Annotated in this window: 20 protein-coding genes, 2 tRNA genes and 4 pseudogenes; 22 read left to right on the forward strand and 4 right to left on the reverse strand. The window is 31.3% G+C overall.

Annotated features, from left to right (window positions below):
- The first annotated feature begins 405 nt into the window (after positions 1-405).
- The 7 genes from ACSUE0_RS09900 to ACSUE0_RS09930 all read left to right on the forward strand — a co-directional run bounded on the left by ACSUE0_RS09900 (position 406) and on the right by ACSUE0_RS09930 (position 10,061).
- Positions 406-1,890 (forward strand): UDP-N-acetylmuramoyl-L-alanyl-D-glutamate--L-lysine ligase, encoded by a 1,485-nt coding sequence (locus ACSUE0_RS09900; RefSeq protein WP_119614761.1) that lies wholly within the window; start codon positions 406-408, stop codon positions 1,888-1,890.
- Positions 1,880-2,119 carry a YueH family protein gene (locus ACSUE0_RS09905; protein WP_119614759.1) on the forward strand — a complete coding sequence of 80 codons (240 nt, stop codon included), beginning with the start codon at positions 1,880-1,882 and terminating at the stop codon, positions 2,117-2,119. The genes ACSUE0_RS09900 and ACSUE0_RS09905 overlap by 11 nt, the downstream gene beginning before the upstream one ends.
- Before the next feature lie 12 nt (positions 2,120-2,131).
- Positions 2,132-3,694 carry a peptide chain release factor 3 gene (locus ACSUE0_RS09910; protein WP_436957184.1) on the forward strand — a complete coding sequence of 521 codons (1,563 nt, stop codon included), beginning with the start codon at positions 2,132-2,134 and terminating at the stop codon, positions 3,692-3,694.
- 362 nt (positions 3,695-4,056) lie between these two features.
- Positions 4,057-4,854: a TerC family protein gene (locus ACSUE0_RS09915; RefSeq protein ID WP_119614757.1), complete on the forward strand. Its 798-nt coding sequence runs from the start codon at positions 4,057-4,059 to the stop codon at positions 4,852-4,854.
- Positions 4,855-5,106: 252 nt separating this feature from the next.
- On the forward strand, positions 5,107-6,888 hold the full coding sequence (locus ACSUE0_RS09920) for a trypsin-like peptidase domain-containing protein (RefSeq protein ID WP_436957187.1): 1,782 nt from the start codon (positions 5,107-5,109) through the stop codon (positions 6,886-6,888).
- An 18-nt stretch (positions 6,889-6,906) separates the two neighbouring features.
- Entirely contained in the window at positions 6,907-8,265 is a 1,359-nt protein-coding gene (locus ACSUE0_RS09925) for a TrkH family potassium uptake protein (RefSeq protein ID WP_119614756.1), read from the forward strand.
- Positions 8,266-8,552: 287 nt separating this feature from the next.
- Positions 8,553-10,061: a bifunctional metallophosphatase/5'-nucleotidase gene (locus tag ACSUE0_RS09930; RefSeq protein ID WP_119614755.1), complete on the forward strand. Its 1,509-nt coding sequence runs from the start codon at positions 8,553-8,555 to the stop codon at positions 10,059-10,061.
- Positions 10,062-10,130: 69 nt separating this feature from the next.
- On the opposite strand, the gene ACSUE0_RS09935 is transcribed toward ACSUE0_RS09930, so the two are convergent.
- Positions 10,131-10,733, reverse strand: coding sequence for a CPBP family glutamic-type intramembrane protease (locus tag ACSUE0_RS09935; protein ID WP_119614754.1), 603 nt, complete (start codon positions 10,731-10,733; stop codon positions 10,131-10,133).
- 5 nt (positions 10,734-10,738) lie between these two features.
- Positions 10,739-10,924 carry a YkvS family protein gene (locus tag ACSUE0_RS09940; protein WP_002483735.1) on the reverse strand — a complete coding sequence of 62 codons (186 nt, stop codon included), beginning with the start codon at positions 10,922-10,924 and terminating at the stop codon, positions 10,739-10,741.
- 199 nt (positions 10,925-11,123) lie between these two features.
- On the opposite strand from ACSUE0_RS09940, the gene ACSUE0_RS09945 reads away from it, so the two are divergent.
- Positions 11,124-12,110: a lipoate--protein ligase gene (locus ACSUE0_RS09945; protein WP_119614753.1), complete on the forward strand. Its 987-nt coding sequence runs from the start codon at positions 11,124-11,126 to the stop codon at positions 12,108-12,110.
- 99 nt (positions 12,111-12,209) lie between these two features.
- Here ACSUE0_RS09945 and ACSUE0_RS09950 read toward each other — a convergent pair whose 3' ends face one another.
- Positions 12,210-12,428, reverse strand: a complete 219-nt coding sequence (locus ACSUE0_RS09950; protein WP_017722274.1) for an IDEAL domain-containing protein — start codon at positions 12,426-12,428, stop codon at positions 12,210-12,212.
- A gap of 252 nt (positions 12,429-12,680) precedes the next feature.
- Between ACSUE0_RS09950 and ACSUE0_RS09955 the strand changes: the two are divergent.
- From ACSUE0_RS09955 to ACSUE0_RS09980, 6 genes and pseudogenes are all read left to right on the forward strand, one after another.
- Positions 12,681-13,245: pseudogene (locus tag ACSUE0_RS09955) on the forward strand (competence protein ComK).
- A 153-nt stretch (positions 13,246-13,398) separates the two neighbouring features.
- Positions 13,399-13,473 (forward strand) — tRNA-Asn (locus ACSUE0_RS09960).
- 2 nt (positions 13,474-13,475) lie between these two features.
- A tRNA-Ser gene (locus tag ACSUE0_RS09965) sits at positions 13,476-13,564 on the forward strand.
- A gap of 152 nt (positions 13,565-13,716) precedes the next feature.
- Entirely contained in the window at positions 13,717-14,988 is a 1,272-nt protein-coding gene (locus ACSUE0_RS09970; protein WP_436957219.1) for an SH3 domain-containing protein, read from the forward strand.
- A gap of 648 nt (positions 14,989-15,636) precedes the next feature.
- The gene (locus ACSUE0_RS09975) at positions 15,637-15,798 is read left to right on the forward strand and encodes a hypothetical protein (protein ID WP_436957190.1); all 162 of its coding nucleotides are present in this window, start codon (positions 15,637-15,639) and stop codon (positions 15,796-15,798) included.
- Entirely contained in the window at positions 15,785-16,399 is a 615-nt protein-coding gene (locus ACSUE0_RS09980) for a hypothetical protein (RefSeq protein WP_436957192.1), read from the forward strand. The genes ACSUE0_RS09975 and ACSUE0_RS09980 overlap by 14 nt, the downstream gene beginning before the upstream one ends.
- A 31-nt stretch (positions 16,400-16,430) precedes the next feature.
- Here ACSUE0_RS09980 and ACSUE0_RS09985 read toward each other — a convergent pair whose 3' ends face one another.
- A complete protein-coding gene (locus ACSUE0_RS09985) occupies positions 16,431-16,751 on the reverse strand; it encodes a MazG-like protein (protein ID WP_436957194.1) in 321 nt (106 codons plus the stop codon).
- Between the two features lie 128 nt (positions 16,752-16,879).
- Here ACSUE0_RS09985 and ACSUE0_RS09990 point away from each other — a divergent pair.
- The 8 genes and pseudogenes from ACSUE0_RS09990 to ACSUE0_RS10025 all read left to right on the forward strand — a co-directional run.
- Positions 16,880-17,107, forward strand: a pseudogene (locus ACSUE0_RS09990) (YolD-like family protein); the annotation flags it as partial.
- A gap of 259 nt (positions 17,108-17,366) precedes the next feature.
- Entirely contained in the window at positions 17,367-17,993 is a 627-nt protein-coding gene (locus ACSUE0_RS09995) for a LysE family translocator (RefSeq protein ID WP_436957196.1), read from the forward strand.
- Positions 17,994-18,016: 23 nt separating this feature from the next.
- Positions 18,017-18,427: an Lrp/AsnC family transcriptional regulator gene (locus ACSUE0_RS10000; RefSeq protein ID WP_436957198.1), complete on the forward strand. Its 411-nt coding sequence runs from the start codon at positions 18,017-18,019 to the stop codon at positions 18,425-18,427.
- 364 nt (positions 18,428-18,791) lie between these two features.
- Positions 18,792-19,799, forward strand: a complete 1,008-nt coding sequence (locus ACSUE0_RS10005) for an aldo/keto reductase (RefSeq protein ID WP_436957200.1) — start codon at positions 18,792-18,794, stop codon at positions 19,797-19,799.
- Between the two features lie 16 nt (positions 19,800-19,815).
- Positions 19,816-20,219 (forward strand): annotated as a pseudogene (locus ACSUE0_RS10010) (SRPBCC family protein).
- A gap of 996 nt (positions 20,220-21,215) precedes the next feature.
- Positions 21,216-21,650 carry a hypothetical protein gene (locus ACSUE0_RS10015; RefSeq protein WP_436957202.1) on the forward strand — a complete coding sequence of 145 codons (435 nt, stop codon included), beginning with the start codon at positions 21,216-21,218 and terminating at the stop codon, positions 21,648-21,650.
- Between the two features lie 518 nt (positions 21,651-22,168).
- Positions 22,169-22,291 carry a hypothetical protein gene (locus ACSUE0_RS10020; protein WP_259338061.1) on the forward strand — a complete coding sequence of 41 codons (123 nt, stop codon included), beginning with the start codon at positions 22,169-22,171 and terminating at the stop codon, positions 22,289-22,291.
- A gap of 118 nt (positions 22,292-22,409) precedes the next feature.
- A pseudogene (locus ACSUE0_RS10025) lies at positions 22,410-22,821 on the forward strand (YolD-like family protein).
- Positions 22,822-22,908 lie beyond the last annotated feature (87 nt).

Genomic DNA, 22,908 nt, shown 5'->3' on the forward strand with positions numbered 1-22,908 from the left:
GATAATTTTAACGTATTTACTTGAGGTTGTGAAAGAAAAACACACAATTAATTTTAATTATATCATTTTACAAACGCTTGTGAAATGATTCATACTAAATTGGGAAATTAAAATTTATTAAAATAAAGTTGTTATATATCTATATAATACCACTTTTGACAAGGCAATAAGCTTATATTCTACAAATAACTAAATATATAGAAAGAATTAATATTTTCGCAACGTATGGTTAATATTATTAACCATAAAGATTATAATACGTAGGTAAATAGTATTTGAACGTAATTAAATGATTAATCAACTTAATACAATAGGAAGAAATTATAAATATCAAATCATTAGATTCTATAAAAACAGTGGGAAATGTGTATAATAGAAGTATTGGAAATAAAGGAGCGATATATGTTGGAAGCAAATGTGTTGTTTGAAAAAATTAGAGTGAAACAAGTTTTCGGCACGTTAGATAGAAATATAACAGATATAACAACAGACTCTCGTACTGCACAGCGAGGTAGTATATTTGTAGCGTCGAAAGGTTATACAGTAGACAGTCATAGATTTTGCCAAGATGTGGTGAATCAGGGGTGTGATGTTATCATCGTTAATCACAAACAACAAGTTGTAGGAGATGTAACGCAAGTCGTTGTCCCAGATACTTTACGTGTAGCAAGTTTGTTAGTTAATATGTTGTTCGATTATCCTAGTAAGCAACTCATAACATATGGTGTAACAGGAACAAATGGTAAAACTTCAATCGCTACGATGATACATCATATTTATAGAAAATTAAATAAAGGTAGTGCTTACTTAGGAACAAATGGCTTTCAAATAAATGAAGTTAAATCAAAAGGGGCAAATACAACTCCTGAAACGGTATTATTAACAAAAAAAATAAATGAAGCAGTTGAAGCAGGTGCTGAATCTATGACCTTAGAAGTATCTAGTCATGGTCTATCTTTAGGCCGCCTTCGTGGTGTGGATTTTGATGTAGCTATTTTTTCAAATTTAACACAAGATCATTTAGATTTTCACGGAACAATGGAGTCCTATGGACATGCTAAATCATTATTATTTAGCCAATTGGGTGAAGATTTATCACAAGATAAATACGTTGTGTTGAATAATGATGATGCTTTTTCGGAATATCTTAGCTCAGTAACACCATATGAGGTATTCACTTATGGTGTTAAAAATGACGCCCAGTTTACAGCAGAACAAATTGAAGAATCATTACAAGGCGTTAAATTTATTTTTAATACGCCTGAAGGAAAATTTCAGGTCCAATCACCTTATGTTGGTCTGTTTAATGTTTCTAACATTATGGCTGCTATGATTGCTGTGTGGAGTAAAGGCATTGAGTTAGGTGGAATTATAAAAGCTGTTGAAAATTTAGAACCTGTAGAAGGCAGATTAGAAGTATTAGATCCATCACTACCAATTGATCTAATTATAGACTATGCACATACAGCAGATGGAATGGATAAATTAATTGATGCGGTTAAGCCATTCGCCAAACAAAAATTAATTTTCTTATGTGGTATGGCAGGTGAACGTGATTTAACTAAAACACCTGAAATGGGACGTGTAGCATGCCGAGCAGATTATGTTATCTTTACACCTGATAATCCTGCAGATGATGATCCTAAGAAATTAACACAAGAATTAGCTAAAGGGGCAACGCATGATAACTATATTGAATTTTACGATCGTGCTGATGGCATAAGACATGCTATAGATATTGCTGAGCCAGGGGATACAGTGGTATTAGCTTCAAAAGGTCGAGAACCATATCAAATTATGCCTGGCCACATCAAAGTACCACATCGTGATGACCTTATCGGATTAGAAGCGGCTTATAAAAAATTTGGTGGAGGTTCTCATGAAGGTTAAAAAAATTAATTTCAATGACATTCAGGCTAATGTGTATATATATGAAAATGTAATAAAGCACTTATTTCTTATAGCAATTCCTGAAATAAATTGGTCATTAGAAGTAGAATCAACTTTAAATGAAGATGATATGAAAGAGGAACTTGTGATACACTTATTTACATTACTTGATGAGTCAACAGCATCACATTTTGCTGATGACATCGTTAAATGGATATTTGAGAATTAAAGGAGATTATAAATGAATATAAAGGAAGAAGTAGAATCAAGAAAAACCTTTGCGATTATTTCTCACCCAGATGCTGGTAAAACAACATTAACAGAAAAATTATTATTATTTGGTGGTGCAATTAGAGAAGCAGGTACAGTTAAAGGTAAAAAAAGCGGGAAGTTTGCTACAAGTGACTGGATGAAAGTTGAACAGGAACGTGGTATTTCTGTGACTAGTTCAGTAATGCAATTTGATTACGACCATTACAAAATTAATATTCTAGATACGCCGGGTCACGAAGATTTTTCTGAAGACACATACAGAACTTTAATGGCAGTAGATAGCGCAGTTATGGTTATTGACTGTGCAAAAGGAATTGAACCACAAACATTAAAACTGTTTAAGGTTTGTAAAATGAGAGGTATTCCTATTTTTACGTTTATCAATAAATTGGATAGAGTAGGGAAAGAACCATTTGAATTATTAGATGAAATTGAATCTACATTAGATATAGAAACATATCCAATGAATTGGCCAATTGGAATGGGTCAAAACTTTTACGGAATTATTGATAGAGAATCCCATACAATTGAACCATTTAGAGATGAAGAAAATATCTTACATTTGGATGATGACTATGAACTTAAAGAAGACCACGAAATGAAAAATGATAGCGCGTTTGCACAAGCAATTGATGAGCTTATGTTAGTTGAAGAAGCGGGTGAAAACTTTGATAATGAAGCATTATTAAATGGTGAGTTAACGCCTGTATTCTTTGGATCGGCATTAGCAAACTTCGGTGTACAAAATTTCTTGAATGCATATGTAGACCACGCACCTATGCCAAATGCACGTCAAACAAAAGAAGACATAGAAGTAAGCCCGTTTGATTTAGATTTTTCAGGTTTTATATTTAAAATCCAAGCTAATATGGATCCGAAACATAGAGATAGGATCGCTTTTATGCGTGTTGTTAGTGGCGCATTTGAACGCGGCATGGATGTTAACTTGCAACGAACAAACAAAAAACAAAAAATCACTCGTTCAACGTCATTTATGGCAGACGATAAGGAAACTGTAAATCACGCGGTGGCTGGTGATATTATCGGGCTCTATGATACAGGGAATTATCAAATTGGTGATACGCTAGTTGGTGGTAATCAAAAATTTAGTTTCCAAGATTTACCACAATTTACACCTGAATTATTTATGAAAGTATCAACCAAAAATGTGATGAAGCAAAAACATTTCCATAAAGGTATTGAACAATTAGTTCAAGAAGGCGCAATCCAATATTACAAAGCATTACACACGAATCAAATTATCATCGGTGCTGTAGGACAGTTACAGTTTGAAGTATTCGAACATCGTTTAAAAAATGAATATAATGTAGATGTTGTTATGGAACCAGTTGGTCAAAAAATTGCGCGCTGGATAGAAAACGAAGAAGACATCAAAGATAAGATGAGTTCTACACGTTCTATTCTAGTAAAAGATGTATATGATAATTATGTATTTTTATTTGAAAATGAGTTTGCTACAAGATGGTTTGAAGAGAAATTTCCAGAAATTAAATTATATGGATTGTTATAAATTTTGTTTTTGTGTATAATAACCATATTAATAGAATACCTATGACTATGTAGTCAGAGGGGAGTAACTTAACTAAAGTTGAATTGATATATGAAGTGTGCAAGTATCGCTTAGATATAGTTGAATGCATATTGATATATTCTTTTTAACTTAGTCATTTTTATCGTCATTACGAAGTATGATACTTCCGGTAAGATGGGCAGAATAAAACTGTCGAGTGAGACCTTTGCTAACAGTGTATATTATCTGTGAATTGTAATTAATTTACTTTATGTTTATTAAAATACGATGAATGGATTTCGTATGCATTGACTTAGCTTGGGTCTCTATTTTTATGTAAAAAACTAAAGGAGATGTCCTATATGGATCCGAGTTTGATTTTACCTTACCTATGGGTGTTAGTAGTACTCGTATTTTTAGAAGGTTTATTAGCTGCAGATAATGCAGTTGTAATGGCAGTAATGGTTAAACATTTACCACCCGAACAACGTAAGAAAGCGCTGTTTTATGGTTTGCTTGGTGCTTTTGTATTCCGCTTCTTATCTTTATTCTTAATTAGTGTTATTGCACATTTCTGGTGGATACAAGCACTAGGCGCTTTATACTTGCTATATATGTCTATAAGAAATTTGATATCCTTCTTTAAGGAAAAAGACCATGATAAGAACGATGGCAGTGATGATCATCATTTTGATGAATCTGGAGAAGAAATACATGCAAGTGCTAAATCATTTTGGGGTACAGTATTAAAAGTAGAATTTGCCGATATCGCTTTTGCAATTGACTCAATGCTTGCGGCACTTGCTATAGCGGTTACCTTACCAACAGTAGGTATCCATTTTGGCGGCATGGATTTAGGTCAATTTATTGTTATGTTCCTTGGTGGTATGCTTGGTGTTATTATTATGCGTTTTGCTGCAACTTGGTTTGTAAACCTATTAAATAAATATCCAGGTTTAGAAGGCGCAGCTTTTGCGATTGTTGGTTGGGTTGGTATCAAATTAGTTGTTATGGTACTTGCTCATCCAGATATTGGAGTTTTAGACGAACATTTCCCACACAGCGTTGTTTGGCAGTCAATCTTCTGGTCTGTTATGATTTTGTTAGTCATCATTGGTTGGTTAGGTTCTATTCGTAAAAATAAAAAACAAGAAAAATAAAATCGATAACAAATTAGAGAGTTAACTTATTAATATACTCCTTCTAAAGTGGCCACAACAAAAGTGGGAATTTTAGAAGGGGTTTTTTATGTATATTAATATAAGTGTAAAGACATGTTAATGATAGAAATATATACTTAAAGTGCTTATAATCACATATATATAGTAATAAAATAAAAATAAAGCAGAAATATTTTATGTGATATGTCATAATGGAAATTAAAGAAACATGCAGTTTTAGGGGGAGTTATGGTGAAAGATAATAAAAAACATGTAATCCCAAAAGAAAAATACGGCCGTAAAAGACGCGAGTATTTTCATAATGAAGAGCGGGAACAACGTGTACAATTTGAGCGTAAAGCAAGAAAACAACGTGCTGAAAAAGCAGAAGAACTGGCCAAAAATAATGAAGAGCGCGTAAAAGAGAATTTGAGGAAAGCACGAATTGAGAAATTGACTCAGGAAGAGATTCAACAGCAACAACAAGTTATGAAAGAACGTAACAATGGTAAGACGAGTGACCAAAATCAAATTAGTGAAACACCTAAAGATAGCCAGCAGAAAGAAACAAAAGCTGCAGTTGAATCAGAAAAAACGCCTGCAGCAAATTTAAATGAACCACTTGCATCAACTAAAGATTATCAGAACGATAAAGGACAACATAATAAAGAAGCAAAGCATAGTCATTCAGAAAGAAAAGATGAACCAAAAAATACACATGACGACCATTTTTATTCTGAAGAAGCGCAACAATCGCGTGTAAATAACTATATAGAGGACGAAGATGAAAATAAAACACAACATAATATTGGTGTAAGTAACGAATCAAAACATCACAGAAAAATGGCTCCCCAACAAAAAGATGATCAACCGCAGTCATTTACAGGTAGAGTTAAGTACTTTTTCATGGAACAATGGGCGCAAATATTAATCGTCATTGCAGTTGTGTTATTGTTGATATTGATTCAAGCAATTTTTAGTAATGTAGATAATAATGGAAATACAAAAGATCATGTATTTCTAAACAATAGTGATAAAGATAAAACTTATACTGCTACAATGAAAAGTGCAAATAGTGCAATTCATTCAGTTGTAACAGTAGAAAATGATACAAGTAATGATTCATCATCTGCAGAGAAAGAGACACAGGAAGCAGGTAAAGAAAACGAATTAGGTTCAGGTGTCGTCTACAAAAAAGTAGGCGACTCTATTTTTATTATGACAAACGCACATGTTGTTGGTGATAAAAAAGAACAAAAGATTACATATGGTAACAATGACTATTCAATAGGTAAAGTGATTGGTACAGATAAATTTTCTGATATTGCAGTCATCAAAGCAAAAGTGAAACCAGATAGCGATGTGAAAGCAATTAAAATGGGAGATTCAAGTACTTTAGTATTAGGCGAACCTATTATTGTGGTAGGTAACCCTTTAGGTGTTGATTTTAAAGGCAGTGTTTCAGAAGGTATTGTGTCGGGATTAAATCGACACGTGCCAGTAGATATTGATAAAGACGATAAGTTCGATGTATTAATGAGTGCGTTCCAGATGGATGCGCCTGTAAACCCAGGTAATTCTGGTGGTGGTGTAATTGATAAAAACGGTAAATTAATTGGTATAGCATCACTGAAAATTGACATGGATAATGTTGAAGGTATTGCCTTTGCTATTCCAGTCAATGATGCAGAATCAATTGCAAAACAACTTGAAGCTAAAGGTGAAGTAATATATCCTAATACTGGTGTAGAGTTGGCTAATATCGCAGATGTTGATGATGCGACAAGACAATCTATCAACTTACCTGATGATGTGAATAATGGTGTATTGATAGGGAACATCAAAGCTGATTCTATTGGAGAAAAATCTGGGTTGCAAAAAAATGATGTAATAGTAGAATTAGATGGTAAAGAAGTAGAAGATAATCTTAGATATAGACAAATCATTTTTAGTCATAAAGATGATTTAAAAACACTAACTGCAAAAGTATATAGAGATGGGAAAGTACAAGATATTAACATTAAATTGAAGTAGCGTTGGGGTGAATAAACGTTGTCCATTTTCAATCAATTATTTAAAAAATCAAGCCCTCAACAAGGTATTGTGATGTATTATATTATAGCAATTATTGTAGCGTTTTTATTGCTGAATCTGCCTTTTGTTCATAAATCAGGTATAAAGGTAGATCCAATAGATTCACTATTTGTTGCTGTTTCTGGCGTAAGTGTTACAGGTCTTTCTCCAGTTAATATAGTTGAAACTTATACAACATTTGGTCAAATCATTATTATGATTATACTTAACATTGGTGGCATTGGCGTAATGGCAATAGGAACCATGTTATGGGTAGTATTAGGGAAACATATAGGTATGCGCGAACGCCAATTGATTATGTTAGATAATAACAAAGACACTATGAGTGGTACAGTTAAACTTATTTTAGATATTGTACGTACAATTTTAATTATAGAAGTAGTTGGTGCAGCACTTTTGGCTTTTTATTTCTATAGAGATACACCAGATTTACAATATGCCATTATGCAAGGATTCTTCGTTGCGGTATCTGCTACGACAAATGGTGGTTTAGACATAACTGGTCAATCATTAATACCATATGCAAATGATTATTTTGTACAAACGATTGTAATGTTTTTGATTATTTTAGGTTCAATTGGTTTCCCAGTTCTGATTGAAGTGAAGGCTTATATTAAAAATAGGATTCCTAATTTTAGATTTTCATTATTTGCTAAAATTACAACCGTTACATATTTAGTTTTATTTGTGTTCGGTGTGATTATGATTTTATTATTGGAATATAATCATGCATTTCAAAATATGAGTTGGCATAAGTCATTATTTTATGCTTTATTCCAATCTGCAACTACTAGAAGTGCTGGATTGCAGACCATTGATGTAAGCAATTTTGGTGAAGGTACAAATGTTATTATGAGTATTTTAATGTTTATTGGTTCATCTCCAAGTTCAGTAGGCGGAGGAATCAGAACAACAACATTTGCTATTTTAATACTATTCTTATTTAACTTTAGTAATAATACAGAAAAATTATCAATTAAAGCATTTAATCGTGAAATTCATACTACAGATGTTCAACGTTCATTTGCAGTATTTACGATGGCAGGAATATTAACCTTTGCAAGTATGATTTTTATACTAGTTGTGGAGAATGGAAAAATAACATTTTTACAAGCATTTTTTGAAGTAATGTCAGCATTCGGTACGTGTGGTTTATCTTTAGGTGTAACAGGTGATGTTAATGATATGTCGAAAACAGCACTTATGATATTGATGTTTATTGGTCGTGTTGGATTAATCAGTTTCATCATTATGATTGGTGGGCGTCGTGAACCAGATAAATACCATTATCCAAAAGAGCGCGTACAGATAGGTTAATGATATAAGTAGCGTTACAAAGTAACCACTAGTATGAGAGTCCGGGGCGTAGATATATGCTTCGGACTTTTTTTAGAGTCACTCTCAATCTATTGAGTTAGTGACTCTTACACATGAGCGAAAGCTCAGGTGAACAAAACCATCACTCTCAATCTATTGAGTTAGTGACTCTTACACATGAGCGAAAGCTCAGGTGAAAATAAACAATATGAAGTTATAAAAATGGTATTTTAGTATCATGGTATTTTCAAAACATGTTAAACTGTGATTAATGAGGAGAGAGGCATATGAAAAAAAGTGAAAAGATTGCAATAGACGTTATCACAACTTCAGATATGCATAGTTATTTTCTTAACGGGGATTACGGCTCGAATATTTATAGAGCTGGTACTTATGTTAAAGCAGTAAGAGAAGAAAGCGACCATGTCATTCTATTAGATAGTGGTGGTAGTTTAGCAGGCTCTTTAGCAGCATTCTATTATGCTATAGTTGCACCATATAAACGTCATCCAATGATAAAATTGATGAATGCAATGCAATATGATGCAAGTGGTATTAGTCCCAATGAGTTTAAATTTGGTTTGTCATTCTTTTCAAGAGCAGTGTCACTATCTAGATTTCCATGGTTATCAGCAAATATTGAATATAAGCGAACACGTGAGCCTTATTTTTCTACACCATATACCATTAAAGAAATTGAAGGTGTGAAGATTGCAATAGTAGGTTTAACTTCCGATGGATTAATGGAAAGAGAACATTTTGAGATGGAAAAAGATGTTCAAATTGAAAAAACTTTATTATCTTCTAAACGTTGGATTCGATTTATTCATGAAACAGAGAAACCAGAATTTCTTATAGTGATTTATCACGGTGGTCTAAATCAGTTAAATAAGTCAGCTAATGAGCATGAACAAAATGTGAATGAAGCGGAAAAATTAATGCAGACATTAGGGGTTATAGATTTATTGATTACCGGGCATCAACATCAAACGTTTATAGGCCAAAATGATAAAACGGTTTATGTCCAAGCTGGACAAAATGCCGAACAGTTAATTCATGTTAAAATTGATTTTAAAAAACGTACTACATCATATGAGTTAGAAGATATTCAATCTCAGATTATTGATTTGAATGAATATCATGAAGATAAGGATTTATTAGATTTGACTTTTTATGACAGGAAAACGGTTGAACATTGGAGCAAGGAAGTCTTAACTACCAAAGATATTGATGCTAAAGTTGAGGGGTTGGCGGATGTTATCACTAAACCTCATAAATTTACACAGCTCTTACATGATAGTATACGATTAGCATTTGATTACGATATTTCATGTATACATTTACCTATAAGTGGCGAAGAGGGCTTGTCAGGGACAATAACGAATGAGGAACTATATAATGCACACCCTCATCCTGATATACCAATTGATTTAACGATAAAAGGTCAACAAATTAAAGATATTTTAGAATATTGTTATGGTCATATTGAGTTTAGCAAAGGTGAGCTTAGTTTAACTATTGTAGATGAAACACTTTGTACGTTTTGGCAAGGTGTAGACTATATTATAGATATGAAAGCGGAGCCGTTTAACCGTGTTACACTTAAAAATATTAGACTAGATCATATGTATCGTGTAAGTATGACGGATTACTGTTATAGAAATTATAGACAGTATTTAGAAGATGCTGTGATTCATGAAACTGGTGAAATCACAATGGTAGAATTAATTTCACGTAATTTAAAAACTCAAGACTATCAAATTCAGCAAAAACAAACATTTGAGGTCATAATATAAAAAAGCTGAGAGATTCATTTTATAATGAGTCTCCCAGCTTTTTTAAAACAAATAATGCTTTTTTAAGGTTTATGCGTTAAATATTAATAAGATTACAACAGCAACAATTTGTGCAATAACCGTTGTGGCAATTCGACGTGTATAAAAATAACTTAATGAAAGTACGATTTGTACAACAAATACAAAGAACACAATCCATAAATTATCTAGATAGTAAAATAAAGAAGCCGAACAAAATGCTGTAATTATAATACCTAACCAACTAGGTAAATTTAATTTAAGTAATTCTTTTTGTAATACAGTACGCATATATAATTCGTGACAAGGTATTACAAAAACTAATGTAACTAACATTTGCCATTTATAATACACGCCAGTACGTGTTAGCTCTTTGATTAATTCAGCATATTTAATATCGGTAGCTATAGCTGCGATAATAAGCTGAATAACGATTAACACGATACCTGTAATGATACCTATACCTAAAGACGTCAGTAGTCGTTTAGACTCTATATCTCTCTGGTAAAAAACATAACTAACACCTGCGATTAGCATGATACCGGTATATAGATACCAATATTCTTGTTTTTCACCCCACATAACATATAAGATAATATGAAATACAAGAAAACTGACGATAAACCATATTAATGCCTTAGAAAGTCTATTCATTTTAACTATCCTTCTTGTTCAACGATTGTATACCGTTTATGATTAATGACAGTCTTTTCAGGCAAGTCTAGTTCTTCGAAGTTCTCCATAATTGTTAAATCAACAATTACTGAGTTGTCATTAATTTTTTCTACTCGACCTTTTAAGCCGTCATAAAATTCTACGATATTTCCAACTTCTGCAACAGTCATTTTTAGTCCTCCCTAGAAATGCTAACTAGATAGTATTATACAAAAAATCCTCGTACAAATAAACAAATAACCATTAAATTGCTTGATATAAGACAATTTATAAATTTTACTTTATTCTCAAAGTGAATGATTGGCAATTTTTGTGAAAATATAGCATAAATAAGGTAAGGGTATATAATATGGAAAAGGAGTGTAGTAAATGAAGTTTATTAGTAACAATAATATTACAGATCCAACGCTTAATCTAGCAATGGAGGAATATGTATTAAAAAACATGCCAAAAGATGATAGTTATTTTTTATTTTATATAAATAGACCATCCATCATTATTGGGAAAAATCAAAATACTATTGAAGAAGTGAACCAATCATATATTGATGAACAAGGTATCGATGTTGTAAGACGTATATCTGGCGGGGGCGCAGTTTACCATGATCAAGGGAATTTAAACTTTAGTTTTGTTACGGATGATGACGGTAATAGTTTCCATAATTTTCAAAAATTTACTGAACCAATTGTTGAAGCATTAAAATCGCTTGGGGTTGATGCAAACTTAAGCGGAAGAAATGATATTCAAGTTGGTGAAGCTAAAATATCAGGAAATGCTATGGTAAAAGTAAAAGATCGCATGTTTAGTCATGGTACTTTAATGTTGAATAGTGGACTTGATGAAGTTCAGAATGCTTTAAGAGTGAACCCAGCAAAAATTAAATCTAAAGGTATTAAATCTGTAAGAAGTAGAGTTGCGAATATTTCTGAATTCTTAGATGAGCCGATAGATATAGATAAATTTAAAGAAATAATTCTAAGAAGCATTTTTGGAGAAACTCAAGTAGAAGAATATAAACTTACTGATGAAGATTGGGAAAAAATAGAAAAATTAAGCAATGAAAAATATCGTACTTGGGAATGGAATTATGGTAGAAATCCTAAATATAATTTTGAAAGAGAAGAAAAATTTGAAAAAGGTTTTGTGCAGATTAAGTTAGACGTAAAGAAAGGTCGCATAGAACACGCGAAAATTTTCGGTGATTTCTTTGGTGAAGGTGATATTACAGAATTAGAAAATGCATTAGAAGGTACAATGCATGAATTTGATAGTATTGAAGAGGCACTTTCAAATTATGATATTTATCATTATTTTGGAGATATCGATAGGCATGAATTGATTAGACTCATGTCATAAAATTTTAAATAAAGGTTATTTTTAAAATGTAAAAGGTCTATTCACTAACTTAATTGATAAGTAGGGAATAGACCTTAATTTAAATAACAAGCTTTTAAATTAACCAACGAGGAATTCCTCCAAGTTTCTATATTCTTCCGTATAACGTTTGAAATCATTCTCGTTTTTATTTTTAAGCGCATTATCGATAAGTTGTTCCAACTGTTGCTTGCGTACATTACGTAAAGATTCATCGATGATTAATTCAATACCTAAGTCGTTAATTGTTGATACAAACGATTCTAATGTATTGTATTTTACATGTGTATTGTGTTTCATAAACGTCACAACCTCTCTATCTTTATTTACATATAGTATACAAGGTTTTAAATTTTAAATCAATGAATATTCTGACTTTTCCGAAAAAATAGTGCTAATTGCAAGTTTGCTGAAAATGAAAAATTGAAAAAGGTGATACACTGAAAATTAATTGTAGAAAATTTATAAAAATATTTATATTATTTATTGATTTTAAGATGGTGATGATATATTATTTGAGTATCACCGTAAGTTATAAAGGAGGTAACAACAATGATTCAACCCTATATTATTAAAAAAGGTGATATGGTTTTACAACCATGTAATTTAGCTACTGGACAATATGAAGGTAGTTACTTGCTAAGGTATAAAGACGACAGTCAAATTATTAAAGAACGTGTGTCTAAAATCATCGACCGTTCTTGTAGATTTTATGGTAGCAGTTATGTATTTAAAAAGGAAGATACTATGCGTATTACCGGCATAAGTAGTAAACCCCCCCATTCTATTCACTCCATTATTTCCCACGTATTTCTTTCCCACACACTCTGATCGTAAAGCAGATAATACCTGGATCAATATACATTACGTACATAATATTAGACCACTAAAAGAAAAGAAATGTAAGGTTACTTTTGTAGATAATCAAAGTATTGTAGCTAATATTTCTGCTCATAGTATGCATCACCAATATTTAAATGGTATATATTATTATTACATGATGGATAGGGCGGCTAGAGTAGCTACATTTGATCCTGATTCACCTATTGATTATACTAAACCACAATTAAATATATATGAAGCATTGGCAAAATATTCGTTATTCGAATCGAAATAGTGAAAATCAGTGAATAAAAAATGTAAAAAAGGCATATGTGGAATATTATATTAATTTAGTGTAAATATTCCGCATATTTTTTTTACATACCTCTTGAAAAATTAAAGATAGTTGATATAATAGTATTTGTGCTTGATTAAAGGCATTAATTATTCCACAGTAGCTCAGTGGTAGAGCTATCGGCTGTTAACCGATCGGTCGTAGGTTCGAGTCCTACCTGTGGAGCCATTGGAAACGTACTCAAGTTGGCTGAAGAGGCGCCCCTGCTAAGGGTGTAGGTCGTGAAAGCGGCGCGAGGGTTCGAATCCCTCCGTTTCCGTTAATATGTAAAATTATATAAAAATCTGTTTTACGTAAACATGTAAGAACGTTGATATATCAGCGTTCTTTTTATTTTGTGTAATTATTTGTAAAAGTATGTTTTAAAATTTTTGGGCGACATTTGGACAAAGTGTCCACTTATATTTAAATATAGAATTCTTAAAAGAACATTTTGATGTACACCCAACGGGCAATGCAGTTGATTTTATTGATTATAAATATCCGAAAGGGTTCCAAGTCATTAAAAACACGAAAAAATTTATCCCTCAAAAAGGAGACATTTTTGTATTAGATGATGGAAGCTATGGACATACAGGCATGGTTACTAATGCGAATCAATACTTATTTGATAGTATTGACCAAAATTGGTATAACGCTTCAAACAATGGAAGTCCTGCAGCATTTATTCAAGATCATGTGTATGATGATTTTGTAGGTGTCATTCGTCCACCATATAAAGACGCAGAAAAGGGTGTTACTACAGAATCAACAAAGATAGAAACAATCAATCATTCAATTAATTATACAATGAATGAGCGTGTAGGTTCTATTGATGGTATGGTTATTCATAATACAGCTGATAGTATTTCTGCAAAAGAGCAGTACAATCGTTTAAGTAATGCATCTGTGGCACGTTATGAGGGAGGCGTTGCTCATTATTACGGAGATAGAAAGACGATGTGGCGAGCTATTGATACGTTCCGTATTGCGTGGCATGTGGCTGATAGTTATGGTAATGGTCATTATTTAGGTTATGAAGTTTGTGAATCAATGAGTGCTAGCAACAAAGACTTTGTGAAAAACGAGCAAGCTATATTTAAACAAGCAGCAATTGATATGTTGTATTATGGTCTAAAACCTAATAGAAAAACTGTGAAGCTGCACAATCAATTTGTAGCGACGGCATGCCCACATAGAAGTATGGCATTGCATGTGGATTTTGACCCTATTATTAGTGGTGCGCCTTCGACAGCCAAACAACATGAGATGCAAGATTACTTCATTAAAGAAATCACTAAATATTATAAAAATCCAACTTTAGGTGTTGGTGTGCCAGATAATGTTACAGATGGTGTAACAATACCTACTGATGAACAAAAGAAAAACCCAGTCAAAGACAAAGGTAAAAAAGTCGGTAATAAATGGCGTAGAAATCAACATAATATTTTGTGGAAACCTGAAAAAGGAACATTTACAGCAACAACTAATATCTATACTAGATATAATGGACCATGGACAGGTTGGGAAATTGCAGGCATGTTATATACTGGTCAATCTGTAAACTATGACGAAGTATACGACTTTGACGGTTATATTTGGATTGCATGGACTGTAGATAGTGGGGCTCGTGTCTATATGCCTATAGGGGATTCAGCAGGTAACGGCTCACGTGAAGGCGATGCATGGGGCACATTTAGTTAGTTATTGAAAATAATTTGTATAAAAAACTAAGTTGTGTTAATATATTTTTAGCAATTAGTAACCCTATACTAAATTATTGCAATCATTCGAACTATTACTCTTCTCGGCGCTTCGGCGCCTTTTTTATTTATCATTTATAATATATTGAATATTCTGATAATATAAACATTGTGAACTTCTTACCTTTCAAAAAGGTCTCTATATTATATCTCGGGTAGGCACTTACGTGTCTGTCTTTTTATTTATGTGCTAAATTAATGATAATAACCAATAGATTATAAAATATATATAATATATAGTACAGCCACCTTTATAGGTGGCCATTTTTTATTTATATGATATACTTTTGTTAGTTTCTGATTATAGAAACATCCTTTAGTATTTGGGCAGTCGTTAATTCGGCTGTCTTTTTTTGTTTATGAAAATTTTAAGTGGGTATTTATTTAATAGAATCTCCAAAGTAAATAATATTTTTCGTTTCAAATCTGCTAATGATTGATGCCATCCAGTTTCCTACTGGGTGGCTGTTTTATGCCAAAAGTTAACAAAAAGTTAAATATTTTCACGAAAAGCTTAAAAAATAAGCTGATATTCATTGCAATTTTGCAACGTTAAGTATTAATATAGAAAAATAAAAGAGAGAAAGATGTGAATTATATGGTAGCAAAAGAAAGAGGCTCAATAACTTTAAATAAAGAAGAAGCTGTTATATTTGCGAACAAAACATTCAAACCTTTTCATAATAGAATCCAAAAAAACGAGAATAAAAGTAATCCATTTACGAAATTAAATAAAAATGGAAAAAATTAACCACTATGTATATAATATCCCTGAAATTAGGGAACTAATAAATGATAATAAGTATTTTGAAAACTACTATAATGATGAAGTTTCAAAATTTGTTACAAAAAGCAACCCTGATCTATCGGAATATTTGAAAAATAAATCCCTAATAATGGATGATCAAAATGCAATTAGGACTTATATAGTTATTAATACAGATACCCTTGAAATTATAGGGTATTTTTGTTTGAAAATTGTTAATGTGAAGTTCGAAGAGGAAGTTAGTAATAAATTGAAAAAGAAAATATCTTCTGATGCTAAAAGAGATGATGAATTTCAAGCTATTCTGATAACTAAGTTAGCAAGAAATGATATATACAAGGAAAAGGTTTCAGGTAAGACTATTATGGATTATGCTTTGTCTATAGGGCATCAAATATACAAAAGTACAGCTTTAAAGCATATATGTGTCGATTGGTATGACTCAAATGAGTTAGAAAAATTCTATTGTGAAAATTGTGGATTTGAGATTTTCCAAACTAAAGAGCAAGAAAATGATAATGATTATTACCTATTAAACCACCCAAGCATGTCACTGGGTGGTTATTTTTTGCAAAAAAGTAACTGAAAACTAGTTATTTTTTTATAGGTGATGAAATTTATTCGATATTAAAATCATTTTGTTTTTTCTTAATAAAATCTTCCACAGCTTTGTTAAAATCTATTTCACTTTTATCAGATATAACGGACAACCACCACACAGCTTCGCCAATTTTATATTCTAAGTTATTAGTTTCATCTTTTTTAGCAGGCCAAATATTAGCTTCGTCCATTATAAGTCTACTAATTAAACCTACATCTGTTGACATAGCCAAAGCATCTTCTTGGATATCCCATTTTCTTCCATGATATTTTTCTTCTAGAGAATGATACGCTTCACGGATTTTCATACTTTCTTCTACTATTTTATTTAATTCCATCACAATCTCCTCCTAAAGAGTTTTACTTAACTATATATTATATTCATTTAAAGAACAAATGTTTTGTTTTGTGTTTTAATTATTTACATATAAGAACAAGAGTTCTGTTATGTTCGTGGGGTGATAATATGAAAGTAATAAATCCAAATGCACCAGATGAATATAAATACGAAACTGATTACCGAAAAATACCTAGAGAATATCTTAATCCACGTATACCACAAGGGCGTGGCATGGTTAAGTGGCAAGCGTTTAAGACCTTACCTGAACAATACGAGCAACTAGAACAATATATACAAGACCAAAATAAGATTGATAAGCCATCATTAAGTGATGACCAATTAAACGATTTAAATTATTTATTTTTGTGAAGATGTCCCATGATTTAAATGTAGAAGTAAGTTATTTTAAAATATGGGGAAGGTGTTTTGAGTTATTAATATTAAATTTATTAAGGGTGAAATAGTTAGTGATGTTATTTTTAGAAAGCGATGTTAATATATTCTTTAAAAAAAGAAACTTAAATCTCTTTAAACCTAATTAAATCTATTTAAAAAGTTGTTTTTATATCATAAAATAGAAAACATTAAATAATTGATTGGGGGAGGCTTCACAATGGAGGGGTTAATTACATTTGTTTTTATTACACTCTTATTAATAATAGTCCCAGGGCCAGATTTTTTTGTAGTTATGAAAAATTCTATTACATCTGGCAAATATAATGGGATTTTTGCAGCATTAGGTATTACAACTGGACACGTTTTTTTTTCTCTATTAACCGTATTTGGCATTATATTCGTTTTAGCAAATATGTATTATATATTTCTAATTATTAAAATATTAGGCGCCTGTTATCTTGTCTATCTAGGAGTTAAAAGTATTATTAGTGCAAGAAAAAAAGTTGATTTATCATCATATCACAAATGTTTATCCCAAGTGAGGTATTTGACATCTTATCGTCAAGGATTATTTAGCACATTATTAAATCCTAAAACATTATTATATTACATTAGTGTTTTGCCTAACTTTATTCATACTGGCGAAGGTGTTACTTATCAGTTAGCAATATTATCTTTAATTGTAACAATAGTAATTTTAATTTGGTTTATTTCATGTGTTTTTGTGTTTCAATATATTAGGCTATTATTTAATAATAAACAAATCAAAGCAACATTTGATTATATGATAGGTGGTATACTTATTGTGTTATCTATAAATTTATTGTTAAGTAAAAGTAGTTAGTTTAACCAATTAAGGAGGATAAAATGGATATTACAGACAATAAGATTATAGATTCTTTGAAAAAAGATAGTAAAGCATCACTAACTAATATTAGTAACATTGTAAATCTCTCTGTCCCTTCAGTTAGGGAACGAATTAATAAAATGATAGATAACGGTGTGATTCGCAGATATACTATAGATGTAGATTATAAAAAAATAGGATATGATATTGATGTTTTAATAAACATCACATTATCCAATAGTATATATAGCGAATTTAAAGAATTCATTTCCCAGCAAAAGCATGTTGACTTTTGTTATAGAATATCAGGAGACAGTTGTTTTATATTTAAAGCAAGGTTTAAAGAAATGCTAGATGTAGAAGAGTTTATTGATGTTTTAAAATCGTATGGACATACTGAGACGCAATTTATTTTTCCTAGTTCAACTTAAAATTTAGAACAATTAAGTATTATTTTAAGATTTTAAATCTTTACGAAGTTTTATATTAAACTATACGAATACGCAAAAGCCCACCTAAATGAATAGGTGGGTTGTTTTATTGTGGTATTTCATATCGTTAGTGTCTACATAATCACCTTATTTAGTAATAATTATATGTTAATAGGGTATAGTTCTCATATAGTGAATAATAACTAACTCTTTTTTTCAATTCCAATTGATTTCACGGCAATACATCTTACAAATTGATAGGCACTTTGAAGTGCCTACTTTTCAAAAAAAATATTAGATTGTATTATGTATTACACAATCACGAGTTCATAACTAGGAATTCAGACAAAAGGAGTCTTTTAAAATGAGAGAATTATTACAAGGTAAACTAGGTTTTGGAACTGCACCTTTAGGAAATATGTATCGCAATATTCCTGAAGAGGAAGCAATAGCTACTGTAGATGCAGCTTGGGATAGTGGAATACGCTATTTTGACACAGCACCATTATATGGTTCAAGTTTAGCTGAAAGTCGTTTAGGTGATGCTTTATCTAAAAGAAAACGTGAAGAATATGTTTTAAGCACTAAAGTAGGTAGAATTATCACAGATGAAATTGAAGATCCTACAAAAAGAGATCTTGGCGAAAAAGGTGGTATTTTTGAACATGGTCGAAAAAATAAAGTGATAAATGATTATAGTTCTGATGCAACATTACGTTCTATTGAGGACAGTTTAAAACGATTGAAAACAGACTATATTGATTTTGTATATATTCATGATGTTGCTCAAGATTTCTATGGTGACGATTGGATTAGTCAATTTGAAATAGCACGTACAGGAGCATTTCGAACACTAACAAAATTACGTGAAGAAGGTGTTATTAAGGGATGGGGATTAGGTGTTAACCGAGTAGAACCAATAGAATTAATGATTGAGTTAGATGAACCTAAACCTGATGTCTCTTTACTTGCAGGTCGCTATACTTTATTAGATCATGAAAGAGCGCTACAAAGAGTAATGCCAGAAGCTCAAAAAAATGGAATGGATATCGTTGTAGGCGGACCATATAGTTCTGGTGTTCTTGCTGGAGGGAAACATTTTGAGTATCAAAAAGCTTCTCCGGAAATTTTGAATCATGTTGATGAAATTAAGAAAATTGCTGATAAATATGATATTGGTATTAAAGCTGCCGCATTACAATTTTCATTAGCTAATCCAGCTGTAGCAGCAGTAATACCGGGAGCAAGTAAACCAGAAAGAATAGCGGAAGATAAAGCAGCTCTATATACACAAATCCCAAATGATTTTTGGAAGGAAATGAGAGAAAAACAACTAGTTTCTCCAACTTCGCCTTTACCGATAGACAAATAAAAAAGAATGTGTAAAATTGGCTAACACAAAAGTAAGTATCGAAATAGTGTCAAGCCCTGATGAAGTATGGAAAAAATTGGTGGTTTTGACTCTTTACCTGATTGGTTACCGTATATACCAAGTAGTAAAATTAGTGAGGGTGGACGAGTTCGTACATTAACAAATCCGGATGGAAGTATTATTATTGAACGTCTAGAAGCTTTTAATCACGATGAAAAGTTTTATTCTTATTCTATAGTACAATCTCCATTCCCTGTTACTGATTACCTTTCTACAATAACAGTAAGAGAGAGTGGAAATGGTTCAATTGTTGAATGGTTAGGTGAATTTAGTCCTGATAATGTAAGCGAAAAAGAAGTTGTTAATATATTTTATGATATATACAAAGAGGGATTAGCAGCCTTACAAAAACAATTTTAAATTAAATATTTAATAACCCACCTAAATGAATAGGTGGGTATTTTTACCTTTATATATTTCAGGGACCCGTTAGGGACTTTAAACCTTATAAACCCTATGACTTAAAGTATTATATTATCCCTCCCAGGAAGTATAAACCCTGGTAATGAACAAACAGCTAAAGTTGTATTTGATGTAAGTTCAGATGTAGCTAATTCTTCAGATAAAGTTGTTCAAGTTCAATCAGGTATGTTTGGGACAAAAACAGCTAAAATTAAATTAGATTAATTTACTTAGGTAGGCGCTTATTAAGTGCCTACCTGTTTTTTTATAAAAAATATAAAATAAAAGTAATTTAATTGTCTAGCAATATAGTTTTCTTTGTTTATTTGTGTTAACCTGTCTATACAAGTGCTTCAGACACACTTGTAAAACTAAAACTTATTATTAAGAGAGTAGTTTTTTTCTATTCAGTTTAGGAGGTACTTTGCTCAGTGCCTCCTTTTTTAATTTATCTATTGTAATTTTAATTGAGAATTGTTATCATTCAGTCACTAGCTAAATAAAAAGTAGTTTAGTTAGTTAAGAGTAAAACAATTGAATATCCCTCCACAGTATTGTAGTTAAAATAAATACGAAAAGGCACCTCTTTACGAGGTGTCTTTTTTGTGATATAAACATTTTAAGCAATATACTATTGCTAACCAACGCAAGTATACCTTACTAAAAGAGTAGACACATTGTCCCGTGCCTGCTCTTTTTATTTATTTATTGTGAATAATAGAATATTCTGAGTTACTTTTAGTATACTTGTATACAAAACGCTAAGGAGGTATTTATTTGAAATTAACTAACATACTTAGAGTTATTCTATGGTTAATTGCCGTAATAACATTAGGATTATTTGTTTTTGATAAGATTGGATTAACTACTTTTGTTATTATCTATCTAGTTTTTATAGTAGGAATAATTTATTTAGACGTAGTAATTAAGAGGAATAAGGAGTGAACATATTTTATGAAGAGAAAGACATTTGTAAGTAGTTTAGTCCTAGCGTTTTTAATCGCAACATTTACCCCTCAGGTAATTGAGGCAAAAGAAGTAATTGATGAGGGAGATCCTAGTGCAGTTCAAGAAATTGTTCAAAATACAGAACCTGAGCCTGAAAATGAAGGGTTAGTGAAAGAGGCTAGTAAGAAGAGGAATTGGGTAAAATACGGAAGTCGGTATAGCGGTAATAACACAGCAAAAAAATTAACGGTAGGTTCTATTGCTGTAACAGTAGGTGCTATTACTAGAGTTCCTGCATCAGTTAAATGGGTAACAAATATAGCTAATTTATTTTATCAAACTGGTTCAAAGAAAGTTTATTACAGTGCTCAAGCATACAAAGATAAGAATAGCCCCAAATTAAGACCTACATATAAAGTGAATTATACTTTCTATGTCTAACAAAGCACATACTAAGAAAATAGGTAGTAAATCGGTTATACGTAGCGCTACATAAGATTTATACACTGACGTTTTAATATGTTTTGTTTGTATTTCATAAGAATATACTAGGCGTTGGAAGTTCATAGTAATTAATAAATATATTATTTTAGGTGCATTTTTATTTTTCTTAAAATATAGAAATTTTCTTTAAAATATGAGCAGTCGTTAATTCGGCTGTCTTTTTTATATTATAATAAATTTACATATCAAACAGGGTAGGCGCTAATGTGCTTGTCCTATTTTTTAGGTTTAAATTTAATATAAAAGAATGTATGGTAGTTATACATGTATCGTTCAAATTTACACTAAATACAATACTTATACGCCACCCAAGCATGTCACTGGGTGGTTATTATTTGCATTAATAAAAATATATGAATACATAAAAATTAACTTAAGAAACAAGTAGACTTCTATATAAAAGTAAACTATAATAAAAATGTTATAATTATTATATAAAATAAGGAGGTTATACTATGTTTGAACAAGGTTTTAATACAATAACATTCTTGCTTGATAATCACATGAAAATATTAAGTTGGATTGGCTCTATGGGTTTAGATACACTTAATGAATTTTTGAAAGTACTAGGTTATTAATTGTATATTTATAGTTAAAAACAAATTATAAATTATGTGAGTACCTCCTTATATAGAAGGGGGCTTTTTTTGTTGATTTATACGAACAAGTGTTCTGTTATATTCATGAGGTGATACTATGAAAGTAATAAATCCTAACGCACCAGACGAATATAAATATGAAACTGATTATCGTAAAATACCTAGAGAATACCTTAACCCACGTATACCAAAAGGGCGTGGCATGGTTAAGTGGCAAGCCTTCAAGACACTACCTGAACAATATGAGCAACTAGAGCAATACATACAAGACCAAAATAAGATTGATAGACCTTCATTAAGCGACCACCAATTGAATGATTTAAACGATAAGTTGATTTTCAAAATGTATCACGACCCTACAATCGAATTACGTTATTTTGTAGATGGGTATATTAAATCTAAAGAGGGGCATATACACAAAGTAGATGTTCACACACAAACACTACATTTATTATGAAGAAACTGGATTAAGTAAAGTTAATTTGAAAGATATTGTGGAGATAAAATAGATTAAAAAAGATTCAAATGATAGTAGATGAACGTATACTAATGTCCTATAATAGTATTATAGGAGGTAAGGGAGACAGTGAGTAAAC

The sequence above is a fragment of the Staphylococcus sp. AS1337 genome (assembly GCF_051408735.1).
Lineage (GTDB): Bacteria > Bacillota > Bacilli > Staphylococcales > Staphylococcaceae > Staphylococcus > Staphylococcus xylosus_B.